The following is a 19,639-nucleotide window of genomic DNA, read 5'->3' as shown; positions in this document are numbered from 1 at the left end:
TCCAACCCGCCGCCCGGCGCGATAATGAAAGCTATCCATAGTGATGACACCGGCGACGACCAAACCAACAACGGCCCGGCGTGACCCCGCGAAGACAATCCGCCTGGTCCTCTGGACTCTGCTCGGTGCTGTCGTCGCAGCTGGCCTCGTCTGGTACGCGGTCCTGACGACGAACAGGCCAGCACCCGAATCCCAGCAGCCGGCGGCCAGGGCCCAACTGGTCCGCGAGGACAGCCACCGGCTCAGCTCCCCAGCTGTCGAAAAGGCCCAATTGGTCGAGTTCCTGGATTTCGAATGCGAGTCCTGCCGGGCCGCCCATCCGCTCGTCGAGGACCTCAAAAAGGAGTACGGTGACCGGATCACGTTTGTGAACCGCCACTTCCCTCTACCCGGACACCGCAACTCCGGGACGGCCGCCTTGGCGGTCGAGGCCTCCGCACAGCAAGGCAAATACGAGCAGATGGCGGCGAAGCTTTTCGCAACCCAGGCCGAGTGGGGCGGAAAGCAGGAATCCCAGGCCACCGTGTTCCGCGGCTATGCGCAGGAGCTCGGACTCGACCTGGCCAGGTACGACGCCGCAGTGGCGGACGAGAGTACCAAGGAACGGATCCGGAAGGATGCTGCGGACGGTACGGCCCTGGGGGTCACCGGCACACCGACCTTCTTCCTCAATGGCAAGAAACTGGTGCTGGACACGGAAGCGGAATTCCGGCAGTTACTCACCGACGCAGCCCAGTAAGCGCCATGCCAGGACGCCCCCGCAGGACCCGCTACGGTGTTATTGGAGGGATGCGGTCAGGCGCGCCAGGTTATCGAACGCCCTCTGGGCGACGGGCCGCCGGATCCAGTCCTCGAGCTGGAGTTCAAGGCTGTTCTCCCGGTACCCGTCCTCAATCCTGCGGATAGCGTCCACAATCCCGCGGCCATGGACAAGCACCGACACCTCCATGTTGAGGCTGAACGAGCGGACATCCATGTTGCTGGACCCGATCACCGCAACCTCCTCGTCGATGGTGAAGTGCTTCGAATGCAACACCTGGGGTGCCCGGTAGAGGTAAATCCTGACGCCGGCGCGGAGCAGCGCCTCGTAGTACGAACGCTGCGCGTGGTAGACCATGCTCTGGTCGCCGACCTCGGAAGCGAAAAGCTCGACACCAAGTCCCCGGGCGGCGGCCGTGACGATGGCCATCAGGATGGATTCATCCGGCACAAAGTACGGACTGGTGATGCTGACACGGCGCTCCGCTTTATGGATGAGCGCGGCATAGAGCTTCAGATTGTTGTCATTGTCGAAGCTGGGGCCGCTGGGCAACACTTGTGCGTCGATGAGTGCGGTCCCGGGGTCGAGGACTCGCGTCCGCGAATCCAACGGCAGCAGCACATCCGTTTCGCTGTACCAGTCTGTCGCGAAGACCGCGTCCAGCTCGCGGACGACGGGCCCTTCGAGCCGCACCATCAGCTCGTGCCACCGAAGCCCGCGCTTGAGGTTGCTTTTCTTGTTGTAACTGGCGTCAATGACGTTTTGCGATCCGGTGAATCCGACGCGACCATCGACGACGAGGATCTTCCGGTGATTGCGCAGGTCCGGCCGCTGCCACTGGCCATGGAACGGCCGCAACGGCAACATGGGGTGATATTCCGCCCCGGCGTCCCGCAGGTACTTTATGGTTTCCTTGCGGCCCGGGAACATGAGGCCTGCCAGGTCATCAGAGAGCACTCTCACCGCTACGCCCCGCTCCCGTGCCCGGGCCAGCGCCTGGAAGAACGGTTCCGTGGTCGAGTCGAGGACAAGGATGTAAAACTCCACGTGCACGTAGCTGGCCGCCGACTCGATCTCCGCGATCATGGCATCGAAAGTGCCGTTGTAGTCAGGGAGGAGCTCGGCACTGTTGCCGTTGACCATAGGAAGCGCCCCCAGGTTGCTGTTCAACGCCACCAGCGAATGCAGCCACTCGGGCCAGTCAACGCCACTGCTGATCAGCGGACTCCCCTCCGTCCGGGCCAGGACCAGATCATTTACCTCCCGTTGTTTGTCGCGGCGGGGCTTGGGCAGTTTCGCGTATCCAACGAGGAGAAAAACGACTGCTCCGAGGAGCGGGATGAAAATAATGGCGAGAACCCAGGCAATCGCCGATGATGGGGGACGGTTCATTGTCACAAGGACTGCCGCCACGGCCACCAGGAAAATATGGGCCGCCAGGGCGAGCAAAGCGATGGTTTCGGGGTCCCTCAGAAATTCGCGCACTGGGACTTACGGCCCTTCTGCCGGGGAAATGACGACTGTCCGTCGGATAGGGAGGATCGCAGACAACGTCAGGCCAGGACCCTCGTCAGCGCCGAAGCATATGCCGTGGTCGCGGCGCACACTTTCGACTCGTTCTCCTGCGGACTCGAAGCCGTGCTGCACCCGGTCATCAGTCCAGTGGCTGCCCCGAGTGCGATCAGTCCTCCGAGGATCGGGCGGGGTCGTGACATTGGAGGCTCCTTTCCCGGATGGGCTGTCCCCGGTCAGCCCGACCAATGGCCGGTTTAACAATTGTTGGCCCCTTGCCGGCAGGGGCCATCATCCCTGACGGGTGACGTTCCGTACCGGCCACGCGGACCTGACGGCTTAGACGATCCCGCGTTCGGCTGCAGTCTTCAGGGCATCGCGCCGCCCCGTTGCACCGAGTTTGCGGTAGATGGACCGTTCGTGAGTCTTGACAGTGTTCACGGAAATGAAAAGGGCCTCTGCAATCTCGGCCGCCGTCATGACTGAGCGCATATAGGCCAGGACCTCGCGTTCGCGGTCCGTGAGGGTCCAGTACGACCGTGTCCGGAGGGGTGGGTGACCTTGCGTGTGGCGTGCCATCCGGGCCGCGATGAACGGCTCATGGGTGGTGCCCCATACGGCGTGCCGGATCAGCAGCTCTGCGATATCGTCCCGCCGCTCGGTGAATGGGCGCAGAACGGACTGGGGTTCGGCGCGATGGACCGCATTTTCTATCCGCTCGTGAGTCCTGGCTTCATCCCGGTTTCCGTGGGCCAGGAGCGCCTCGGTCAGGCTCATGCTGGTGTCGAGGTAGCCGTTCCGGTGCTCACTCGTCAGTTCCCTGGCACAGCGCTGGGCGGCGCTGATCTCGCCGCCGCGACGCAGGAGTTCTGCGAGCAGCGTGTCCACCAGGGGCGCGTGCCCGCCGGCACCCATCGGCTCGACGACAGCCAACGCGCTGTCCAGGTCACCCCTGGCCTCAGCAAGCTTCGCCCAGGCAATGGTGTGAAAGTCGTTCCACGACACTCCGTACAGCCCCCGGGCGTGGAGGGACTCCAGCGCAGCGCGGGAGTCGGCAAGATGGGATTCGTCGCCGGAGGCACAGTCAACCAGAACCTGGTAGACGACGCCGAGCGCGCCGAGCGCGGAGAACTTGTTCCCGAGGCGCAGGGCCTTGACGAGATGGGCCCGGGCCCCCTTCAGCTCGTCCCTCCAGTAGTACGCAATGCCGCGTGCCAGCCAGGCGGCGGCCATCCGGTCCTGCGAACTCCAGCCCCGGGCATCCGCCCTCTCCAACGTTTGGGTCGCTAGTTCGTCAGCCGTCGCAAGATCGCCGGCGACGGCGTGTGCCAAAGCCCTTTCCGCATCGGCGAATATTTCCGCCCGCTCCGGTTGCTGGTCGCGGCGGTCGGCCACGACCGATTCGAGCAATACGGTTGCCTGATGTCCGCCGCGGTGCAGCCTGAACTCGGCCTGGGCAAGCAGGAACATGCCTGTCGAAGAGCTCGCGAGCCGACGTTCGGCCTGGAACTCGGGAAGCGCCCGTCCGTCGCCGGCCGGCAGGCGCAAGTCCAGCAGGCCGTGGGCCGGCACCGGCTCGAAGAGGCCACGGCAACTGTCGAGCGTGCCCCGCCGGGCAGCATCCAGTTCAGCGGTACGCGCCATAGCACGCTGACTGAGTTCCGAGGCCCCGCCCCTGTCGCCATCAAGCTCCCGGCAGAGGGACCGGATCATCAGCATCTCGGCGTCTGCGTTCCACGGCGCCGGGAGGTTGAGACACAATTGCTCAAGGGCGGGTGCGCCGTTCCGCAGCAGGAACTCCAGCCAATGCCCTCCGATTGACATGACAGCCTGGCGGGGCGCCTGCCCCTGCAGTGCTTGGTTCACGCACTCGGAAACGTCCGTGTCCTGGTAGTACCGCGCCGCGATGCGGTGAAGCCGTTCGGCAAGAAGCGGGTCCCTCCGTTCCAGTATTCGGCGGCATTGTGCAGCGAAAAGCGAGTGCCACCGGTACATGGATTCACCGTCGCGGTATTCGTACTCCTCGATGAACAGGCCGTTGCGGAGACAGGACTCAAGTAGCAGGCCGCCGTCGGGCTGGCCATGAAGTTCGACGGCGAGCCTGCGGCCCAGCCATTCGCATGTTGTGGCGCGCAGGACAAAGTCCGCCAGTGGCCGGTCCAGCTGGTCCAGCACTTCCTCAGCGATGTAATCGGAAAGCGGCAGGTTCTCGGGCGGAGTGTTGGTGGTCCGGCCCGGCACGTGACGGCCCTGCGCCAGTGCGGTGAGGCTGGCGTGGACGGCGACCGGCCATCCGGCAGTCAACCTCCAGAGGGGTTCGGCATCAAAGGGTTCGTCCTGTCCCAGCGAAGAGGCAACCTGGGCGACTTCACCCTGCGTTAAGGCGAGCTCAGCAGCGCCGAGCTGCCCGAGGCCTTCCCCAAACCTGTGCCGTTCCAACTGGATGGAAGGATGACCCCGCCCGGAAAGGACCAGCCGCAGGGTTGGCGGGGCTGAGGCGGCGAGGACCCCGACTATCCCGCCGGATAGTTCCGGCCCGGCCAGGTGAATATCGTCGATGATCAGCGCCATCGGCTCCGTGAGTTGTTCAAGGGCGCCGAGCAGGAGGTCATAGGACGCAGCACGGTCGTCGGCAAGGCTCTGATTCAGGGCCAGCAGCGCGTTGTTGCCGGGCAAAGGGCTCTGGCTGGCGGCGGCCTGGATAGCCGCCACTACCCCCTGGAAAAGCCGCGCTGGTTGAGCATCGAACCGGTCGAGCGAGAACCAGGCGCAGGTCAGATCGCAGTGGCGGGCCCAGTCGCCCAACACAGTGGTCTTCCCGTAGCCGGCCGGGGCCGCGACCACGGTCAGTCGATGGGCATCAGCGGCGGCGGTCAAAGCGCTGTCCAGCCGCGGGCGCTCCAACGCTCCCAGACCGCGCAGTGGTGGGCGGGTCTTGGACTGCGGACCCGGCACAGCTGCAGGCACTCGCGTCTCTCCCACGTCTTTCATCGTAGAAGCGCGCAAGAGGGTCCAACAGGGGCATAAGGTCCTTGTGCCCGGGCGTCCTGAGCCAAAATGTCCGGGTATGCCAGCAGCGCCGCGGAGCCCGGAAACTGTTTCCCTGCCCGGGAGTACCATCAGTCATGGCCGCTAAGCAGGGGAGCCGGAAAGCTCCCGTCTTTGTCCGTGAGCTCGATAAGGCCGCCAGACGCCATGTTCTTGTCGTCGCGTTCCTGCGGATGGCGGCTTTCCTGGCGGTAGTCCTCATTTTTTACTTCGCTATTCCCATCGGCGGTTTCAATGAGGACAACCCGGCTGCGGCATGGATCCGGCTTGGGGGTGTCTTGTTCATCTTTCTGAGCGCCTTGGGCCTGCAATTGCGAATGATCATCGCGGCCGAAGTACCCCAGATCCGCGCGGCCGAAGCAGTCGTTGAGACCGTCCTGATGTTCCTGTGTCTCTTCGCTTTGCTGTACATATCTCTATCGGCCACGGACCCTTCGGCATTTACCGAACCGCTGAGCAGGGTGGATGGCCTCTACTTCACCACGGTCACGTTCGCCACGGTGGGGTTCGGCGACATTACTCCGGTCAGTCAACTCGCGCGGGCTGTTGTGACGGTTCAGATGGTCGCCGGCCTGGGCGCCCTTGTCTTGGTGGCAAAGGTCGCCTTTTTTGCGGCGGGCCGGCGTCTGCGCGGGTAATGCCAGTGCTCACCCCGAACGGATGAGCCCAGTCCCGTAGCGTTGAGGCAGCTGCCCCGGCTGTTCTCGGCGGCCACTCCCGCCGCAAGCGGAGTTCTGGCGGCGAAAACGGCAGATCACCCTGCGTGGGTGGGGTCGGGCCAGCACGCCACGTGGACAATGAAAATTGTCACGGCTGCCCGCCAGGGAACAGGAGCTTCACATGAAGATCGGTCCATTGGAAGTAATTATCTGTGCATTTCCGAAACCGGCCGTCGACGCCACCGTCATCAGAGCACTCAGCGAGACGGTCAAATCCGGTGCGGTGGCGCTGGTGGATTTGGCCCTGGTGAGCAGGGATGTGCAGGGCGTTGTGCACGTCCGTGACTTGCAGGATGATCTGCCCGCGGCATGGTCCGGCATGATCCGTGATTCCCGACCGCTGACTCTTCTCAACGACGCTGACCTGGAACTGGCGGCCGATGGCGTCACCACAAGCTGAACGGGATATACCGACAAAAGGGAAGCTCGCATGCCATGTGACAGAAGCGGCCGCCCCGGGCTGCTCGGAACGGTTGCTCGAACGAGAGCTATCCCGGGTACTCCACAGGCGTCAGCCAATGCAGCCAACCGCCGCGCCACGCGGCGGGAACAGGAAAGCGCGCTCCAGGATGCAGCGGCCGCGGACGCGGTCCCGGCCGCGCGTACCCCGCCCCTTTCGACGCCACCAGCATCTCCCCGGCCGCCAGGCGGAGGAGAACTCGCGAACCAGCTCTCTCGACTCGCCGATCTGCACAGCTCGGGCCTCCTCCCTGATGACGAATTCGCTGCAGCGAAGGCCCGAATCCTTATGTGAAATCAGCCTGGGAAGCCGGGCATTCCTAACCGAACACCAGACGTTGGAGGTGGTTCCCGTGGCGCGATCCAGTAGTCCTGCCTTTGTCACTGCACTCAAGGCGGTGCCGAACCGTCCGGTCTCCATGGGCTCGGAAGTCGAGCCCGTGAGACGAGACGACGCTATCCAGGCGGTGCGCGCGCATGTCACTCCATGATGATGCGAAGGTCCCCGGCAGCCCGGAACAGGAAGAAATACTCCGCCTGCGCGCCGAAGTTGCCCGGCTACGGCTCGAACGGGACGATGCCAGGACGACAAGTCCGGGACGTCCCGGACCGGGAGCGGGTTTGGCTCGACGGATTGTTGCCATCGTCCTCGTGGTTCTGACCGCGGTGTTGGCAATTGCCACTGTGCCAGCCCTTTATCTGCGCAGTGAAGTACTCGATACTGATCGCTACGTGGCCACTGTCGCACCGTTGGCCTCGGACCCTGCCATCCAGGCGGAGATCTCCAACAAGGTGACCACCCAGATCACTGAAGCAGTGGACGTCGAAGGCATCACCCGGGAGGCCATGACGGAACTCGGCAACGTCGCACCCCGGGCCGCCGCAGTGATCACGGGGCTGGCGCCCGCAATTGCCGAGCAGACCAAGACCCTCATACATTCCGCCGTCGCCAGATTCGTTGCCGGCCCGCAGTTCCAGGATCTATGGATTCAGGTCAACCGGGTCGCCCACCAGGGACTCGTCAACCTTGCGACCGGAAACACCGGCGGCACCGTCGATATCGACCGGAGCGGCACCGTAGCGATCTCCACCAAAGAGATTATTGCCCGGGTCAAGACTCTTCTTGTCGAGCAAGGGGTGGACATAGCCACCCGAATTCCGGAAGTTGACGCGCAAATTGCCCTGCTGCAGTCGCCGGAACTGGTCAGGGCCTCAGATGCCATCAGAACGCTGGACCGGACAGCCCCGATACTGGCCTGGCTGACGGTGCTGAGTGCCATGGGGGCCATTGCGGTGTCGCCGCGCGGCTGGCGACGGCGTACGACGAGCCGCGTCGGGTTGGCGCTGGCAGTGGCCATGGCAGTGCTGGCCTTGGCACTTATCATCGGGCTGGACATCTTCCTCAGCACGATCCCCTCGGCCACGGTCTCCCCCGCAGCGGCTCAAAGCCTCGTGGATACCCTCCTGACGCCGCTCCGGACCGGCGTGCGGTTTGTCTTTGTCGTGGGTTTGCTGATTGCTGTGGCCGCTTTCCTGAGCGGTCATTCGCGCCAGGCCGAGTTTGTCCGACAAGGCGTTGCACGGGCCGGAGACTACCTGACCGGGAAGCTCGGCGCCGGACAGGCCAAACCTTGGCAACACTGGGTGGCCCGCTACCGGCGAATCCTGGAAGCCGTCATTCTCGGCGTCGCCGTGCTGGTGCTCATCCTCTGGCAGTACCCGACGGCGGCCGTCGCCATCTGGACGGCAGTCCTGGCCGGGCTGGCGATCCTCCTGATCGAACTCGTGTGCCGCCCAGCCGTGGTTGCCGGCCATGCAAGTGGCGCAGTGCAGGCCGGCGAACCCGTGACGGGCGGGCCGCCGGAGGTTTCGAATCCAACTTCTCCCCTCCCCTGATGCACCGGCAAGCGCTCGGGTTTACCGTGAATCCCACGTGCCCGGGCGGTGACGGGGCCGCAGCCCTAGGAGACTGACGGCGAAAACGCGAACAAGTCCTGCCCAGCCTCGTGCACGACAACGCATGTGGACTCGGGGACTTCCTGCCAGGCTCCGCGAAGGTCCCCCAGCGGTTCGGATACGACCAACCGGGTGTCGTCAGAGAGTCCGTGGAGGAGGGGGTTGTCCGGGTACTGGGCGCGAAGGGTTGCGATGTCGGTACTGTGAAAGAGTGACCGGGACTTGCCCTCGCTGGAGTAGCGGAACGCCCAGGTGGTGTCGCCGTCGGTAGTTGCTACCGTCATCTGGATCGCGTGTTCGATGCCATGGCGTCGTCCGACGTCTTCGATGAATCCAACCGCCGCAGCGACGGCCGCGCGGGGGTCCCGTTCCAGGCCGAAAGTGAGCGCGAGGAAGAAGAATATTTCCGAGTCCGTCGATCCCTCGATCTCGGGATAGAGGCCGGGATCGACGGCCATGGCCAGGTCACGCTTCACCTTTGGAAAATCGGTGAGGACGCCGTTGTGCATCCACAACCACCGGCCGTGGCGGAACGGGTGGCAATTCGTCTGTTGGACCGCCGTGCCGGTGGTGGCACGGATGTGCGCGAAGACGCGTCCGGCCGAGGCCTGGCCTGCGAGCTCGCGCAGGTTGCGGTCATGCCAGGCCGGCTCCGTGCTGTGGAAGACGCCGGGCAAGGGCGCCGTCCCGTACCAGCCGACGCCGAAGCCGTCCCCGTTGGTGGTTTCCACTCCCATGCGTGCGTGTTTGCTCTGCATTACGAGCGAGTTGGCGGGTTTGTAAAGTAGATCATCCAGTCGAACGGGCGAACCGGAATACGCAAGCCAGCGGCACATGTCACTCTCCTTCTACTCAGGCCGGAATTCCCTCACGATTCCAGCACCGGCAAGGTGCCCGCGCATCATCTGCCGGGGGTGAATCAACCGCGCCAATCCGGCCTGCTCCGCATACCGGCTTCTGGCGACTGACTAGAGGCGAAGCACGCGCTGCTTGAGCGCGGCGAATTCGTCGGCCGTCAGTGCGCCGTCATCCATCAGGGTCTTCGCCTGGGCAATTTGTTCCGCGGGGTTGGTTCCCGCCGTTCGGCGGACATAATCGTCGAAATCATCCCTGGCCACATCATTCCGGGCCGCCTGCCGCAGGGACATGGACTGCCCGAAGGCAATCAGGTACGCCAGGCCGCCGAAGACCGGCAGGAAAATCAGGACAAGCACCCAGACAGCCTTGCTCCATCCGGTGCGCGTCGAATCAGCGAAAATGTCCTTGACAATCAGAAATAGAACCACCAGGTAAGAAACGTAGAGAACAAACGAAATCATGAGCCAAAAGTAGTCCCAGAAAGTCATTGCCACTCCCTTCAGGTATTACACGCCGCGTTCAGCGGGCAGACGCCCGGATTGGACGGCTTGCTCCAGCGCCGCGTGATCGGCTTCGGTTTGGTCGGCATAGCTCCTGGCCCAGTCCGCCAGCGCATCGTCAAAAACCTCGCTTCCGCCCAAATACCCGAGGATGAAGGCGCTGCCAGTGCTTTGCGAATGGGCCCGCGCGAGCAGCCCTCCGCACAGGCTGCCGTAGTCCGCGGTCTCCTGGGCGTTCATTTCCGCCAAGGTAAAAGAACCCTTCATGTCGCGGAACTGGCGAATATAGAAATCCCGGTGCCGCCCATCGTCCCCCGTCACGTCCTTGATCCAGCCCAGGAACGGATCGGACTGCGCCTGCAGGATGCGCTGCGCGCCCACCACCCTGTACCCCTGTCCCCGCGTAATCAGGGCTTTCTCGACCGGCTCCGGTGCGTTGAGCACGCCTCCGTGAGTCTCGAGCACCGACTTTCCGGCCTCCTTGGCCTGCAGAAACAGCGGCTCGCCGGCGGGACCTTCAAACAGAAGCACCCAGCTGCGCGTCCCCACGCTGCCGACCCCTACGATCCGCCGCGCGAAGTCCACCAGTCGGTACTGGCTTAGCAACAGCGAGGTATCCGGCCGCAGGGTACTCCGTTACTTCTCAATAAGGTTTCCCATCGCCCCGGAATCCTGGACCTCCGGGTGACGAACCAGCGGCGGCTGGTCGACAATTCTGGGCTCACCGGACTCCGTGGTCGACGTCAGCTTGGTGAGTACCTGTTCAGACGTTCGCTGGCGGGCCTTTTTCTCTTCGGTCTTGATGCGTTTGTGCGCGGCCGACTGCCTGGCTGCGAGAAATTCCGCATCCACTTGAAAGTAGTAGCGTTCAGTCGCCGTATGGCTGTAGAGAGCCTTGAGTGACTGCCGGTAGTTACGTATGCACGCACGCACTGCCGTCCTGCATTGTTCCTCCGTGTGGGAAGTGTTGCGCCCGTTCAACCAGATGCTCGCGGCGAGGCGTTTGATGTCCCACTCCCACGGTGCCGGGAAGGCTTCATCGAAGTCGTTGAGGTCGAAGATCAGCCGTCGTTCTGGGCTTGCGAAGAGCCCGAAATTGGCAAGGTGCGCGTCGCCGCTCGCGATCAGGGTGTGCCCGGTGAACGGGGAATCGGCCAAATCATGCGCCATGACGGCTGCGGCCCCGCGGTAGAAGGAAAACGGACTTTCCAGCATCCGCCCCACGCGCACGGGGATGAGGTCCGCCAGCCGGGTGGCATGCTGGCCTTCCAGGATTCCGACGGGGTCCCGCTCAGGCAACGTAAGCGCTGCGAAATCGCGGCGGGGTAGCGGACCCCTCGCCTCCCGCCCGGCTGCCTGGGCACGGGCGATTGAATCCTTGTGCGCCGGTCCCGGTGCGCTTTTCACGGCCGACCCGTGCCATTGGCGAGCGGACGCAAATACCAGCGAAGCTCCCAAAATGCCGGCGATTTCATCGGTTCTTTGGCGCACATGACCGCATCATCCCACAATCCTTCCCCTGCCGGAACAGTCCTCCGGCCTCGGTCCTGCCCCCCTTAGTGTGTACCGGGCAGTGCGGATCAGATGGCACCCGTCGCGGGTCGGATACGTGGCTGCAGCGCCCCCGATATCACCCCCGGCGGGTGATCCATGCGCCGGGCTCGGGGCTAACGATGGTTCTACCTGCCAGTGATAGGGCTGCCAGCCGAATGCCCACCCGAGAGGGGCGTCCAATGTCGAGACCTCGAGCAGTTCCCGCACGATTGCTGGCATTTGGTGCCGCGGTCGCGCTTCTGGCCGGGTGCAGCACCGCCAGTCCACCGGCGAGCACCGCCACCCCGCAGGCGAGCTCCTCCAGCGCGCAGCCGACCGTTTCGCCGGTTTGCGCTGCCGCCGACGCCTATGCCGACTCCCTGACGGCTTTTAAGGACACCCTCACCCCGGGGGCAACCCTGGAGCAGGTCCGTGCGGCACGGGACCAGGTTGCGAAGACCTATGACGACCTGGTCGACGCGACAGGGAGCGAGGCTAAAGAACGCGTGGACGCAGTGATCGCGGCGGAGGCGAAGCTCGTCGCCGCCGTCACTGACGTTCCCGACGACGCCACCCTTTCCGAGACGGCCGACTCCCTGCGAGACGCAGCAGCGAACGTCCAGGCCGCACTGAGCGACCTGGCGGCTGAGGTTAAGTGCTAGGACCCGGACTACCCAGCGGGCCCTCCATTCAACTGCCTACCGTTCAAGGCTGCGTTCAAGGACGATGCCGCATCAAATGGAAGCGGGGAATTCAAAATGAGTTTCTGGGAAAACTTTTGGGACATTTTTTGGTGGTTTTTCTTCATTTATGCGTTCTTCGCCTTCCTGTATGCATTGTTCATGGTTATTGCCGACCTTTTCCGCGACCAACAGCTGAGCGGCTGGTGGAAGGCCGTCTGGATCGTCTTCCTGGCGTTCCTGCCCTTCTTGACGCTGCTGGTGTACATGGTTGCCCGCGGAAAGGGCATGGCCGAGCGGTCCGTGGAAGGGGCCCGACGGGACCAGGACGCCGCGGATTCATATATCCGCAGGGCCGCCACAGTTAGTCCGAACGACGAAATCTCCAAAGCCAAGACCCTGCTGGACACTGGAACCATCAGCGCGGACGAGTTCGAACGGATCAAGACCAGGGTCACAACCTGACTCATCCAGTCGACGTTGAAGCCTGCGAAATTTCTGGGGTTGCCACGCGGTCCCTACTCGAAAGGCCGCCGCGACTTTAGACTATTGCCGAGGCGAACGAAGGAGGGCTCCATGGGGCCGGAACCAGCGGAACCAAATCCACGCCCTGTCCTCCCCCGATCCACCATCATCCTGCTCGCCCTGGCCTGCGCGACCGTTGTAGCTTTCGGCCTGGCCGCGTTGCGAGGGATTTTCACGCCCGTGTTCTTTGCCTTCGTGCTGACGCTCTGCGTTCATCCCCTGCGGCGCTGGATGCAAGGGCACGGAGTGCCCCGGGGACTCGCCACGGGCTCTACCATCGCGGCCGTCTTCGCCCTGCTGGCCGGGTTCGCTGCGGTGCTGGTTGCCTCGCTGGCCCAATTCTCCGCACTGCTGCCGCAATACGGTCCCCAGCTTGCCCAGCTGGGCGCCTCCATCACCCAGCTGCTGGAATCAGTGGGCTTCGGCCCCGAGCAAACGCAGGCAGTCCTGCAGGGGTTTACTCCCGGGCGCATCATCGGATTCCTCGGCGGAGTCCTGGGCAACATCACCAGTATCGTGGCCAGCCTCGTGATCATTCTGACGATGTTGATCCTGATGGCCGTGGATGGCTCGCGCGTGCCGGCTTTGCTGACCCATCTGAATTACCACCGGCCGGCCCTGGTCGACGCTTTCAACGGCTTTGGCGGCGGCGTCCGCCGCTACATGATCGCCACCACCGTCCTGGGCGTAGCCCAAGGCCTCTTCAACTGGCTCGTCCTGGTCATTCTGCAGGTCCCGGGTGCGCTGCTGTGGGGGTTGCTCTCCTTCATTTGCAGCTTTATTCCGAACATCGGCTACTTCATCGCGATCGTTCCGCCGTTGTTCTTCGGATTCCTCACCGGCGGATGGCCGACTGTCCTCGCTGTCATCGTTATCTACGGCGGGATCAATAGCATCATCCAGTCCATCATCCAGCCCAAGTACGTGGGCAACGCGGTGGCCCTCAGTGAGACGATAACGTTCGTGTCCGTGCTGTTCTGGGCCGTTATCCTGGGACCTGTCGGCGCCATCCTCGCAGTGCCCCTGACACTCCTTGCCCGCACCATCCTCCTCGACTCCGACCCGACCATCGCGTGGTGGCGGCCCTTGACGGGAGACAAAAAGGACCTTGAGGTTATCCTCAAGCAAGAAGACGATGCGATTCGCGCCCGCAGGGCACGGCGGGGATCCGGTACCCCGGGCCCCGGCAGCAAACCGAAGGCATGAGATGCCGTCGGTCAATTCCCCAGGCCGGGTGACTAGGTGCTGAGTGTCATCCCCAGCCTGGTGCTGTTCGGCCTGGCAGGGGCGATCAGCACCGTGCCCGTAAGCATCACCATCATGATCCTGCTCGCCCCCGAGCCACGCCGCCGCGCACTGCCCTTCCTCATTGGCAGCGTTGCCGGATCAATCGTGGTTGTCGGCTTCTCGGCTGTCGGGTTGCATTTGCTGCCGGGCCGGCCGGCACTGAACCAGGACGAGATCCTGGCATGGCTCGGTCTGTTGATCGGCTTCTTCCTGATTGCCTACGCCCTTTACCTTTTCGGGCACAGAAGCCAGAGTGACAGCGCTGTACTGGGCAAAATGAAGGCGAGGTTCCAATCCGCACGCCCGTGGGAATTCGTGGTCCTGGGCCTGGGCCTGAATTTGCGGCCCAAGGCAATCCTGCTCGCCGTCACTGCCGGGGCGCTCATCAGCGTCCGGGAACCGCCGTTGCTTCAGGGGACCCTGCTCGTCTTCGCGTACGCCGCCGTCACCCAGTCAGCAGTCGTCGTGCCGATCTCCGTGTGGTTGCACTCCCCGCAGCGGGCCGAAGTGCCGCTGACCGCCATCTACACGTGGATGCAGCTCAACGGCCAGAAAATTGCGGCGATCGCAACACTGACGATCGGTGTGTTCATTGTCGGCTACTCCGTCGTCCAGCTCTGAACGGACTTTTAGGTACCGTTCAGAGCTGTGACGCCTGACCACCTGCCGTCAGACCAGGATGCTGCTCTTGATTTTCTCGAACTCGTCAGGGCTGATGGTTCCGGCGTCCAGAAGAGCCTTGGCTTTGGATAGCTCCTCGGTTGGGCTCGCTGCCGCCACCTGACGGATGTACGCATCGGCTTCCTCCTGATTCCGGCGGGACCGTTCCATGGTCCTTTCGGCCATGCCCTTACCGCGGGCAATCAGGTAGACCAGCACGCTCAAAATGGGCAGAAAGGCCAGGAAAACGATCCAAACGGCTTTCCACCAGCCAGTCAGCTCTTGGTCGCGAAATACGTCACCAATGATCACGAATAACGCGAACAGGAATGCAAAGAATGCGTACACATAAATGAACCACCAGAAAATATCCCAAAAGTTCTCCCAGAAACTCATTTGGCTTCCCTACTCTCAGTTGATGTGGCATTGCACGTTTACGCAGCCTTGGGTGGGAATGGAACAAACTGCCCGTCTAGGCCATCGCCTGGCAGTCGGAACCCGGGCAGGTACAGACATTTTCCGCCCGGAGCCCCGGTAAATTCCTCATCCGCTGGGGGTGAATTCCCTGCTGGGGACAGCCGCTTTGCAGCACTCAACCCAGGATCGCGCTTTCCCCGGCACCGGAGGGCTTGGGATCTGGAAGTCCCACCATGCGCAAGGACGTGAACACCCCGGCGAGGCTGGCCAGTAGCTGCAGGCTCCGCCCAGACCACATCCCGCGATGATCAGTGGCCACAGAAGCCACCAGCCGGAGTCCGCGCGTGGCACAATCGGAATCAGCACCACCAGTCCCACGGTCAACAGCATTCCGTCCCCCGTTGTTGCAGGGAACCGACCACTACTGCCGCGGCACCGAGGACCGCGGTCCCGAGGCAGCAATAAAGGATGGAACCCTCCGGCCCAACCCTCTGATTGGTCCTCAGAAATCTTTCCCCGTTCCTGCATACAAGGTGTTGAATAGGAGTAGGTCCGCACCTCTGCCGAACGTTGCAGGGTGCTCGACTGGCGGCTCGTGTTGCTTGCCGGAACCGTGGGGTCCGGTGTGGGACGGGGCCGGCGGCGCTTGAGAGCCCTCTGAGACCGGGGTTCTCGCCCCCAGCCGTCGTCGGCCCCCTTGGATTTGCGAAACGGACAAGGGGCGTCCTGCGCCGTCGGCCTTGACGGCGAGGACCGGGCGGTCGGCCTGGATCAGAATGCGTTACACGCTCATTGAAGGCTGGCTGCGCGGGCATCCCAAGGACGGTTACGAACTCGTTGTGGCCCACTCGCACGCCCATGGCGACCACGTCGCCGGGGACGGTCAATTCAGAGACCGGCCCCGTACCCGGGTCGTGGGATATTCCGCCGAAGAAATTGCCTCGTTCTTCGGGATCGCCAACTGGCCCCAGGGCAGGGCCCGCGTGGATCTCGGCGGACGCGTGCTTGAGGCGGTCCCGACGCCAGGGCACCATCCGTCCGCCGTCGCCATCTACGACGAGGCCACGGGCATCCTGCTCACCGGAGACACGGTTTATCCAGGCCGGCGCTATGTGCAGGATTTTCCGGCCTTCCAGGTATCGCTGTCTGGAATGGGCCCTGCCGGCAGCAGTTCACGATAGCCCGGCTGTTGCCAGCGAGGACCGGTGGAAGTCCGTGCGCCACACCCCGGTCCCTTGTCCGTTGCCGTCGGTAACAACGAATTCGGGCCAGCGGTCGAAGGCCGAGCAGGGGTGGGATATTCCGAAGTCGACCACATCGGTAACGTCCAGTCCGCTCACCCCGGTGAGGACTGCGTGGTGGTCGAACAAATTCCGCACTGCGGCGGTTGCCCCGTCCCTGGGGGCGCCGTGCGCTGTTTGCGCTGAGAGGAAGACCGGCAGCCCGGCGTCGTAGGGAAGGTCCCGTTTGCCGGCACCGACGACGGCGATTCCCGTTTCCGGGGTCGACACGACGACGGCCCGGACCGAAACCGCGGGGATGAGGCCCGGTACCGGACTGACGCCGGCGTAGGTGCCGTGATCATGGGTGACGTAGCAGCCGGACCGGAGGATCCTTCTGGTACCGGGCACCAGGTCGACGTCCGGGAGATACTCCACGACGCGGTCCGGAAACGCGGACCCGCCCATGGAGTAGATGGGCGCGGCGGTCTCAAAGTACTGTGCGGCCTCCAGATACACGTCCCGCACCATTTTGCAGTGCCGGTTGACGGCTTCAACCGTGGACTCCGCCCGGCTGTTGGGCACGACGCCTTCGTAGCCGGCAACACCGACAAGCCGGAGGCCGGACGTACCGTGGACCAGCTCGGCAAGGTGAAGAGCATCGTGGAGGCTCCGGGTTCCCGTGCGCCCGGCCGCTGTCCCGACGTCGATCAGCACCTCCAGGCTGACGGCCGCCCCGGCGAAAACCCGGGCCGCCGCCTCGACACCGGCAGCAGAATCCACGAAGCAGCGGATTTCCCGCGCGGAATCTTCCTCCAGCCAGGAGCGGAGGCGCATCAGGCCGTATTGATCAACGACCTCGTTGGCCAGGAGCACGTGCCGGTGTCCCCAGCCCAGCGCCGATGCGACCTGGTCCACGGTGGCGACCGTGACACCGACGGCCCCGGCTGCCACCTGACGGGCGATGACCGGTGCGGACATCGTTGTCTTGACATGGGGGGCCAGATCCACGCCGCGTTGCCCGCACCAGGAGGCCATCACCCGGATGTTGTTTTCGAGCGCATCGATATTGAGCCGCAACTGTGGATACGCCGGGGAGGCAACCATCTTCGCCGGAACATCTCCATCGGGTCCGCTCTGGTGCTGGATCGGGCTGCTCACGGGGCTATTGTGTCATGTCGCCTGCCGGGTTTGACCTGCCGGACGTGCACCACGGTCCCGGCTGCCCTCATTGCCCGCTCGCCGCCCGGGAGGATAATGGCACCGAGAGCCAGCAGCCAGAGCGGACGGGAGGGGATCCGAATGCAAACCCCGCCACGCATCACGGTTGAGGTGCCGGTACTCACCATTGGCTCCGGGCCCGCTGACTATGAGGTACTGGGCAGCCAAGTCGATGCGCTGCGCAGGCAACGGGGGCTGCACCTGACCCTGCTGCACATCGGCGTCCTCGCGGACTTCGCCCGGGACATCGCGGACTGGACCAGGGGCATCACGACTGCCGAGGAAGCCGCCGGCACGGCGGTCTCGTGGCTGGAGGGGCTGCCCGTGCTCGGCGGCTTCTCCGCGAGGTCCGAGCGGCTGGTCCTGCTGGGCGGCGGGCGCGTGAGCGGGCTGGAAGTGGAGGTGCCCCAGCACGTGCGGGACTATCAGATCTCCCTCGTGAAGGCGCTGCATGAACTGTTGGACGAGTTGCTGGTGGACAATGTCGATGACTTTATCCTCGGCTCCCGCGCCCTCGGTTTCAGGTACCCCCGCTGGACACCGCACGTCGCCGTCGGCCGCCCCAAGTCAAGGGACCGCGGGCCGTGGGACATTGCCCCGGTGGCCATCGAATTCGGCGCATCACGGATCAGGAACCGACAGTTCCTCCCGGCCATCGACGCCGGAGCAGGACCACGGGACCAGGACCCCGGGCCACCCCGGACAGGAGATGGACAATGACGGTTCGGAGCGCAGGCATCCTGCTGTACCGCCTTGGTGGTGGAGCGGGAGTGGACGTGTGGATCGCCCACATGGGCGGACCGTTCTGGGCGCGAAAGGATGCCCGCGCCTGGTCGATTCCCAAGGGTGAATACCTTCCGGACGAGGACCCGCTCGCCGCGGCGCAGCGCGAGTTCGCCGAGGAAATGGGAACTCCTGCACCAGTCGCCGACTACTGCCCGCTCGGTGACTTCCGGCAACCCTCGGGGAAGGTCATCACGGTCTTCGCCGCCGAGTCCGACTTCGCTCCGGAACAAATTGTGAGCAACACCTTCGACCTGGAATGGCCGAAGGGATCCGGCACGGTCCGCAGCTACCCCGAGATCGACGACGCCCGGTGGACCGGACTGCATGAAGCCCGCACCAAGCTGGTCAGCGGCCAACTGCCGATCCTCGAGGCGCTGATCCAGCAGGTGGAGGGCCGCGGCGCCTGACGGGCGCGGCGCACGGCACCTCCTTGGACTGTCACCTGCCATTGCTGGCCCGGCAGCGGACTGCCATCCTTGGGTAATCCGCACTCCCGAAAGCAAGCGAAAGGCAAAGACGATGCCGCTCTATCTGTCGAAGTTCAGCTACACCCCAGAGACCTGGGCCAGGATGATCAGCAACCCGGAAGACCGCGGTAAGGCAGCCCAGGCCTATATCGAATCGGTCGGGGGTAAGCTCCACGGCTTCTGGTACGCATTCGGCAGCCACGACGGCTACAACCTCTGGGAGGCTCCCGACAACGTGTCCATGGCCGCGGTGGCGCTGGCAATTACCGGCGGCGGTGCGCTGAGTTCGCTGGAAACGACGGTGCTGCTGACCGTCGACGAAACGCTGGACGCCCTGCGGATGGCCGCGGAGGTCGGGTACCGGGCTCCCGGCACCTGACGATCCCGTCCCACGCACAGAGAGGACTCCCTCGGTGAATGCAATCGAACCGGCCGGGCAGCGTGAACTGTCTGCCCTCCATCGCGCGGCGAGCCTCAAAGAACGCGTCTACATCAGCTTCACCAGCCTGGCTGTGGTGCTGGCCCTTCGGAGCCACGCAGACGAGACGACGCCAGCTGCCGCGGCGGCCACCCTCAGCATCGTGGTCGTCGGTTCCCTGCTCGGGATCTTCGTCGCCGATCTGCTGAGCCACCTGACGGTCCATGCCCGGCTCCCCAGCGGTCAGGAACTGCACCATACGATCGCCGTCAGCACCGAGGCGCTCAGCGTCCTGGTGACTCCACTCCTGCTCCTCACGGCGGCCGGCCTCGGCCTCTGGTCGACCGCAGTGGCGCTGCAATGGGCAGTCATCGTTCTGGTGGTAACGCTCCTCATCGTCGGTTACCTCGCGATCCGGCGACTGGAGCTGCCGATCCGCCACAAAGTAGTGATTGTGTTCGCCGAAGTAGTGTTGAGCCTTGTGGTCATCGGCCTCGAACTGCTGGCACACAACCTCTGACAGGGGCACCGCGGGCCGCCGCAGCCTGGGGATCAAGCCGCGCTTCCATTCGTTGGGGTGGGTAGCGGCCCAACACCCTCGCCCACACTAGGA

Annotated in this window: 19 protein-coding genes and 1 pseudogene; 13 read left to right on the top strand and 7 right to left on the bottom strand. The window is 64.1% G+C overall.

The genetic code is table 11. The features are described 5' to 3' along the window. The first annotated feature begins 43 nt into the window (after positions 1 to 43). Entirely contained in the window at positions 44 to 739 is a 696-nt protein-coding gene (locus ABIB29_RS04185; RefSeq protein ID WP_354170369.1) for a DsbA family protein, read from the top strand. Between the two features lie 39 nt (positions 740 to 778). On the opposite strand, the gene cls is transcribed toward ABIB29_RS04185, so the two are convergent. After that, on the bottom strand, positions 779 to 2,245 hold the full coding sequence (gene cls / locus ABIB29_RS04180; protein WP_354170367.1) for a cardiolipin synthase: 1,467 nt from the start codon (positions 2,243 to 2,245) through the stop codon (positions 779 to 781). A gap of 366 nt (positions 2,246 to 2,611) precedes the next feature. Next, a complete protein-coding gene (locus ABIB29_RS04175; RefSeq protein ID WP_354170365.1) occupies positions 2,612 to 5,254 on the bottom strand; it encodes a LuxR C-terminal-related transcriptional regulator in 2,643 nt (880 codons plus the stop codon). A gap of 143 nt (positions 5,255 to 5,397) precedes the next feature. On the opposite strand from ABIB29_RS04175, the gene ABIB29_RS04170 reads away from it, so the two are divergent. The 3 genes from ABIB29_RS04170 (at position 5,398) to ABIB29_RS04160 (ending at position 8,394) form a co-directional block, all read left to right on the top strand. Then, complete coding sequence (locus tag ABIB29_RS04170; protein ID WP_354170364.1) at positions 5,398 to 5,958, top strand: potassium channel family protein; 561 nt, start codon at positions 5,398 to 5,400, stop codon at positions 5,956 to 5,958. Positions 5,959 to 6,160: 202 nt separating this feature from the next. Next, a complete protein-coding gene (locus ABIB29_RS04165) occupies positions 6,161 to 6,439 on the top strand; it encodes a hypothetical protein (RefSeq protein ID WP_354170362.1) in 279 nt (92 codons plus the stop codon). 536 nt (positions 6,440 to 6,975) lie between these two features. Next, positions 6,976 to 8,394, top strand: a complete 1,419-nt coding sequence (locus ABIB29_RS04160) for a hypothetical protein (protein WP_354170360.1) — start codon at positions 6,976 to 6,978, stop codon at positions 8,392 to 8,394. 65 nt (positions 8,395 to 8,459) lie between these two features. On the opposite strand, the gene ABIB29_RS04155 is transcribed toward ABIB29_RS04160, so the two are convergent. The 3 genes and pseudogenes from ABIB29_RS04155 to ABIB29_RS04145 form a co-directional block, all read right to left on the bottom strand. Next, positions 8,460 to 9,290, bottom strand: coding sequence for a class II glutamine amidotransferase (locus ABIB29_RS04155; RefSeq protein WP_354170358.1), 831 nt, complete (start codon positions 9,288 to 9,290; stop codon positions 8,460 to 8,462). Between the two features lie 132 nt (positions 9,291 to 9,422). Next, on the bottom strand, positions 9,423 to 9,773 hold the full coding sequence (locus tag ABIB29_RS04150; protein WP_354170356.1) for a PLDc N-terminal domain-containing protein: 351 nt from the start codon (positions 9,771 to 9,773) through the stop codon (positions 9,423 to 9,425). A 45-nt stretch (positions 9,774 to 9,818) separates the two neighbouring features. Continuing rightward, positions 9,819 to 11,219: pseudogene (locus ABIB29_RS04145) on the bottom strand (DUF2252 domain-containing protein). A 326-nt stretch (positions 11,220 to 11,545) separates the two neighbouring features. On the opposite strand from ABIB29_RS04145, the gene ABIB29_RS04140 reads away from it, so the two are divergent. The 4 genes from ABIB29_RS04140 to ABIB29_RS04125 all read left to right on the top strand — a co-directional run bounded on the left by ABIB29_RS04140 (position 11,546) and on the right by ABIB29_RS04125 (position 14,458). After that, on the top strand, positions 11,546 to 12,007 hold the full coding sequence (locus ABIB29_RS04140; RefSeq protein ID WP_354170354.1) for a hypothetical protein: 462 nt from the start codon (positions 11,546 to 11,548) through the stop codon (positions 12,005 to 12,007). A gap of 96 nt (positions 12,008 to 12,103) precedes the next feature. Next, positions 12,104 to 12,490, top strand: coding sequence for a hypothetical protein (locus tag ABIB29_RS04135; protein WP_354170352.1), 387 nt, complete (start codon positions 12,104 to 12,106; stop codon positions 12,488 to 12,490). A gap of 111 nt (positions 12,491 to 12,601) precedes the next feature. Further along, positions 12,602 to 13,756, top strand: a complete 1,155-nt coding sequence (locus ABIB29_RS04130; RefSeq protein ID WP_354170350.1) for an AI-2E family transporter — start codon at positions 12,602 to 12,604, stop codon at positions 13,754 to 13,756. Positions 13,757 to 13,792: 36 nt separating this feature from the next. After that, positions 13,793 to 14,458, top strand: coding sequence for a GAP family protein (locus ABIB29_RS04125; RefSeq protein WP_354170348.1), 666 nt, complete (start codon positions 13,793 to 13,795; stop codon positions 14,456 to 14,458). A gap of 48 nt (positions 14,459 to 14,506) precedes the next feature. Here the strand turns inward: ABIB29_RS04125 and ABIB29_RS04120 are convergent, their stop codons facing one another. After that, the gene (locus tag ABIB29_RS04120) at positions 14,507 to 14,893 is read right to left on the bottom strand and encodes an SHOCT domain-containing protein (RefSeq protein WP_354170346.1); all 387 of its coding nucleotides are present in this window, start codon (positions 14,891 to 14,893) and stop codon (positions 14,507 to 14,509) included. Positions 14,894 to 15,690: 797 nt separating this feature from the next. Between ABIB29_RS04120 and ABIB29_RS04115 the strand changes: the two genes are divergently transcribed. Then, the gene (locus tag ABIB29_RS04115; RefSeq protein ID WP_354170344.1) at positions 15,691 to 16,095 is read left to right on the top strand and encodes an MBL fold metallo-hydrolase; all 405 of its coding nucleotides are present in this window, start codon (positions 15,691 to 15,693) and stop codon (positions 16,093 to 16,095) included. Here the strand turns inward: ABIB29_RS04115 and ABIB29_RS04110 are convergent. Then, a complete protein-coding gene (locus ABIB29_RS04110; RefSeq protein ID WP_354170342.1) occupies positions 16,087 to 17,295 on the bottom strand; it encodes an alanine racemase in 1,209 nt (402 codons plus the stop codon). The genes ABIB29_RS04115 and ABIB29_RS04110 overlap by 9 nt on opposite strands. 141 nt (positions 17,296 to 17,436) lie before the next feature. Here ABIB29_RS04110 and ABIB29_RS04105 point away from each other — a divergent pair, with 141 nt between their 5' ends. The 4 genes from ABIB29_RS04105 (at position 17,437) to ABIB29_RS04090 (ending at position 19,546) form a co-directional block, all read left to right on the top strand. Further along, complete coding sequence (locus ABIB29_RS04105) at positions 17,437 to 18,075, top strand: hypothetical protein (RefSeq protein ID WP_354170340.1); 639 nt, start codon at positions 17,437 to 17,439, stop codon at positions 18,073 to 18,075. Next, a complete protein-coding gene (locus ABIB29_RS04100; protein ID WP_354170338.1) occupies positions 18,072 to 18,548 on the top strand; it encodes an NUDIX hydrolase in 477 nt (158 codons plus the stop codon). Before ABIB29_RS04105 ends, ABIB29_RS04100 begins: the two co-directional genes overlap by 4 nt. Positions 18,549 to 18,660: 112 nt before the next feature. Then, positions 18,661 to 18,987 (top strand): GYD domain-containing protein, encoded by a 327-nt coding sequence (locus ABIB29_RS04095; RefSeq protein ID WP_354170336.1) that lies wholly within the window; start codon positions 18,661 to 18,663, stop codon positions 18,985 to 18,987. Between the two features lie 34 nt (positions 18,988 to 19,021). Then, positions 19,022 to 19,546: a hypothetical protein gene (locus tag ABIB29_RS04090; RefSeq protein WP_354170334.1), complete on the top strand. Its 525-nt coding sequence runs from the start codon at positions 19,022 to 19,024 to the stop codon at positions 19,544 to 19,546. Positions 19,547 to 19,639: the final 93 nt, after the last annotated feature.

It is taken from the genome of Arthrobacter sp. UYEF36, from assembly GCF_040547025.1.
In the GTDB taxonomy this organism is placed as follows: Bacteria; Actinomycetota; Actinomycetes; order Actinomycetales; family Micrococcaceae; genus Arthrobacter.
This window is presented reverse-complemented; position numbering and strand designations above follow the sequence as displayed.

Bases quoted from the DNA above. Each gene is read 5' to 3' on its own strand.
- ABIB29_RS04170 (WP_354170364.1), top strand. From the start codon at position 5,398: ATGGCCGCTAAGCAGGGGAGCCGGAAAGCTCCCGTCTTTGTCCGTGAG.
- ABIB29_RS04100 (WP_354170338.1), top strand. From the start codon at position 18,072: ATGACGGTTCGGAGCGCAGGCATCCTGCTGTACCGCCTTGGTGGTGGA.
- ABIB29_RS04135 (WP_354170352.1), top strand. From the start codon at position 12,104: ATGAGTTTCTGGGAAAACTTTTGGGACATTTTTTGGTGGTTTTTCTTC.
- ABIB29_RS04140 (WP_354170354.1), top strand. From the start codon at position 11,546: ATGTCGAGACCTCGAGCAGTTCCCGCACGATTGCTGGCATTTGGTGCC.
- ABIB29_RS04105 (WP_354170340.1), top strand. From the start codon at position 17,437: ATGCAAACCCCGCCACGCATCACGGTTGAGGTGCCGGTACTCACCATT.
- ABIB29_RS04120 (WP_354170346.1), bottom strand. From the start codon at position 14,893: ATGAGTTTCTGGGAGAACTTTTGGGATATTTTCTGGTGGTTCATTTAT.
- ABIB29_RS04095 (WP_354170336.1), top strand. From the start codon at position 18,661: ATGCCGCTCTATCTGTCGAAGTTCAGCTACACCCCAGAGACCTGGGCC.
- ABIB29_RS04150 (WP_354170356.1), bottom strand. From the start codon at position 9,773: ATGATTTCGTTTGTTCTCTACGTTTCTTACCTGGTGGTTCTATTTCTG.
- ABIB29_RS04160 (WP_354170360.1), top strand. From the start codon at position 6,976: ATGTCACTCCATGATGATGCGAAGGTCCCCGGCAGCCCGGAACAGGAA.
- ABIB29_RS04165 (WP_354170362.1), top strand. From the start codon at position 6,161: ATGAAGATCGGTCCATTGGAAGTAATTATCTGTGCATTTCCGAAACCG.
- ABIB29_RS04115 (WP_354170344.1), top strand. From the start codon at position 15,691: ATGCGTTACACGCTCATTGAAGGCTGGCTGCGCGGGCATCCCAAGGAC.
- ABIB29_RS04130 (WP_354170350.1), top strand. From the start codon at position 12,602: ATGGGGCCGGAACCAGCGGAACCAAATCCACGCCCTGTCCTCCCCCGA.
- ABIB29_RS04155 (WP_354170358.1), bottom strand. From the start codon at position 9,290: ATGTGCCGCTGGCTTGCGTATTCCGGTTCGCCCGTTCGACTGGATGAT.
- ABIB29_RS04185 (WP_354170369.1), top strand. From the start codon at position 44: ATGACACCGGCGACGACCAAACCAACAACGGCCCGGCGTGACCCCGCG.